Genomic DNA, 3077 nt, shown 5'->3' on the forward strand with positions numbered 1-3077 from the left:
TACGAGAAGCCATGCGGTCTGGATAGAATACATCGAAACCATCCATTTTTTCGCTCACACCAGTGAACTTAATTGGCAAGCCTGTTACAGCTTTGATGGATAATGCAGCACCACCGCGCGCATCACCATCGAGTTTAGTGAGGATAACACCATCAACGCCTAATTTTTCATTAAACGTTTGTGCTGTTGTCACTGCATCTTGACCGATCATGGAGTCCACAACGAGTAGAATTTCATGAGGTCGAACAGCGGCTTTAATGTTGGATAACTCATCCATAAGGACTTCATCTATAGCCAAGCGACCAGCTGTATCGATGATAACAACATCTTTCAACATATGCGTGCTTTGCTCTACAGCGCGGCGTGCAATGTCTACTGGATTGGCACCAGGTGTTTCATCAGCAAATACTGGGATATCGATTTGCTTACCTACAACTTGCAATTGAGTAATCGCAGCTGGACGATATACGTCGGCCGCTACGAGCATTGGATGTTTACCTTGTTTGCGAAGGTATACTGCCAACTTACCAGCTGTAGTAGTTTTACCAGCACCTTGTAAACCAACGAGCATAATAATTGTTGGTGGCTTACTGGAAATCATGATACGACTTTGTGTACCGCCCAATAACGCCGTCAACTCGTCATTTACGATTTTAATAACCGTTTGTGCTGGATTCAAGGAACCGAACACCTCTTCACCAAGGGCCTTTTCCTTAATGGACTTAACAAAGTCCTTCGCCACCATAAAGTTAACGTCCGCTTCTAGTAATGCAGTACGCACTTGACGCAACGCAAGATTGACATCATCTTCAGTAATTTTGCCCTTCCCCTTCAAGGATTGAAAGGCTTCTTGCAGTTTTTCTGACAAGCTATCAAATGCCATAATATCCCTCCATTTGCGCCAATACTTTCTGCACCTTAGTTTCAGCTAGAACCTCTTCAGGCAAGGTTTCTTTCAACTGTGAAAGCAAACCTTCACGCTGTTCATATTGTTCCACCAAGTGCAACTTTGATTCGTAATCATTTAGAATGTGTCGAGCACGCTGTAAGTTATCGTGTACAGCCTGCCGTGATACGCCTAGTTCCTCAGCGATTTCTCCAAGGGACATATCGTCTTCGTGGTGAAGTTGTAAGGACATGCGTTGCTTATCCGTCAATAATGGCCCATAGAAATCCAAGAGCAAACTTATAAGCACTCGTTCTTCCATTTTGCCACCTCCATCACTGTCAAGTCATATTACTTTACATATACTACAGCATAAAAAAAGATGTGTCAAGTAGAAATACTTAACATCTAAATTATAGATAATTATTTTCATATTCTTCTTTTATATCTACTATAATATGCTATAATAAACACATCTAATATTTTCAATATAAAAGATAGGAGGTATTTTATGAATACCAAACATTATGACCTTATCGTCCTAGGTTTCGGCAAAGCCGGTAAAACATTAGCCGCTAAATTTGGCTCCATGGGCAAATCTGTAGCTATGATCGAAGAAAACCCACTTATGTATGGTGGCACATGTATTAATATTGCATGTATCCCAACTAAAACGATGATTATAGCCGCATCAAAAGGCTTATCTTACGATCAAGTATTAAACCAACGCGAGGTTGTTACATCTCGTTTACGTAATAAAAACTTCGGTATGTTAGATACAAATGAACATGTCGATGTATATACTGGACATGGCGAATTCATTAGTAATAAAGAAATCGATGTCACAGCTGGGGAAGATAAAATTGTTTTATCTGGTGACACAATTATCATCAATACAGGGGCTGTAGCCATTAAACCTAACATTGATGGTATCGATACCGCAACAGGCTTCTATAATAGTACAGAAATTCAACATTTATCCCCTCAACCTAGTACATTAGGTATTATTGGTGCCGGTCCTATTGGCCTAGAGTTTGCCAGCCTATACGCTAAACTAGGTACAAAGGTAACAGTATTTAATATTGAATCTGGTATCTTAAAACGGGAGGAGCCGATCGTACAAGAATTAGCTAACGAGTACTTGGCTGAGCAAGGTATTACTATTCTTAACGATGTAACATTAAACTCTGTATCTAATGATGGCAACAAACCTGTTATTACTGCAAATGAACAAAACTATTCGTTTGATGCTGTTTTATATGCTACAGGTCGCAAACCAAATACAGCTAACATCGGTTTAGAAAATACGGATATTACTACTAACGAACGCGGTGCTATCGTAGTGAATGATACGTGTGAAAGCTCTGTTCCTGGCGTATATGCAGTAGGCGATGTAAACGGTGGTCCTCAATTTACATATATTTCTCTCGATGACTTCCGCATTGTATTTGGTGCACTTACAGGTAATGGTCATTATACATTAAAAGATCGCAAAAACATTCCTTACACAACCTTCTTAACACCTCCACTCGCTCGTGTAGGTTTGACAGAAGAGGATGCTATTAATAAAGGTTACACCGTTAAAACGAAGGAAATGCTTGTAGCCACTATGCCAAGGGCTCATGTAAATGACAACCTTAAAGGGGCTTTCAAAATTGTGGTAGATGCGGAAAGCAATTTAATCCTCGGTGCTACACTCTATTCCCAAAGTGCTGAAGAATTGATTAACATGATTAAAATAGCTATGGATAACAACATTCCATATACATATTTCAAAAACCAAATCTTCACACATCCTACCATGGCAGAAAACTTAAATGATCTCTGTAATTTCTAGGTAAGAATAGTAACTACATAATCTAATATAATAAATAAAAGAGTCTCCCTGAACTGGAATACATAAGTTAAAGGAGACTCTTTTATTTATGCCTAATGAACAGTTTTGGATGATTAGGTATTAGTTAGCAATATATAGTTTTTAGTGATTTATTATTAGTTACTATAGTTTTCTATTAACTTTTTCTATCTTAAAGCAGACATAAAATAATTGTCATGAAATGAACACATTCTTCCTATAATTACATTTTATTTTGATATATTTTATAAACCCTGTAATACATTGTAGCTTTTTAAAATTATTTTTAACTGTTAGTTTTTGTTGATAAGTTTTATGAGAGTAGTTTCTATCAAC

Annotated in this window: 3 protein-coding genes; 1 reads left to right on the forward strand and 2 read right to left on the reverse strand. The window is 37.8% G+C overall.

The window, feature by feature from the left end; genetic code table 11:
* A partial coding sequence (locus QZ548_RS08710) for a signal recognition particle protein (protein ID WP_295869748.1) occupies nucleotides 1–883 on the reverse strand: 883 nt, incomplete at its 3' end.
* Nucleotides 873–1208 (reverse strand): YlxM family DNA-binding protein, encoded by a 336-nt coding sequence (gene ylxM, locus QZ548_RS08715; protein ID WP_105090321.1) that lies wholly within the window; start codon nucleotides 1206–1208, stop codon nucleotides 873–875. The genes QZ548_RS08710 and ylxM, both read right to left, overlap by 11 nt.
* A gap of 189 nt (nucleotides 1209–1397) precedes the next feature.
* Here ylxM and QZ548_RS08720 point away from each other — a divergent pair, with 189 nt between their 5' ends.
* A complete protein-coding gene (locus QZ548_RS08720) occupies nucleotides 1398–2723 on the forward strand; it encodes an FAD-containing oxidoreductase (RefSeq protein ID WP_295869750.1) in 1326 nt (441 codons plus the stop codon).
* Nucleotides 2724–3077: the final 354 nt, after the last annotated feature.

Origin of the sequence: uncultured Veillonella sp. (assembly GCF_915069625.1) — a bacterium.
Taxonomy (GTDB): Bacteria; Bacillota; Negativicutes; order Veillonellales; family Veillonellaceae; genus Veillonella.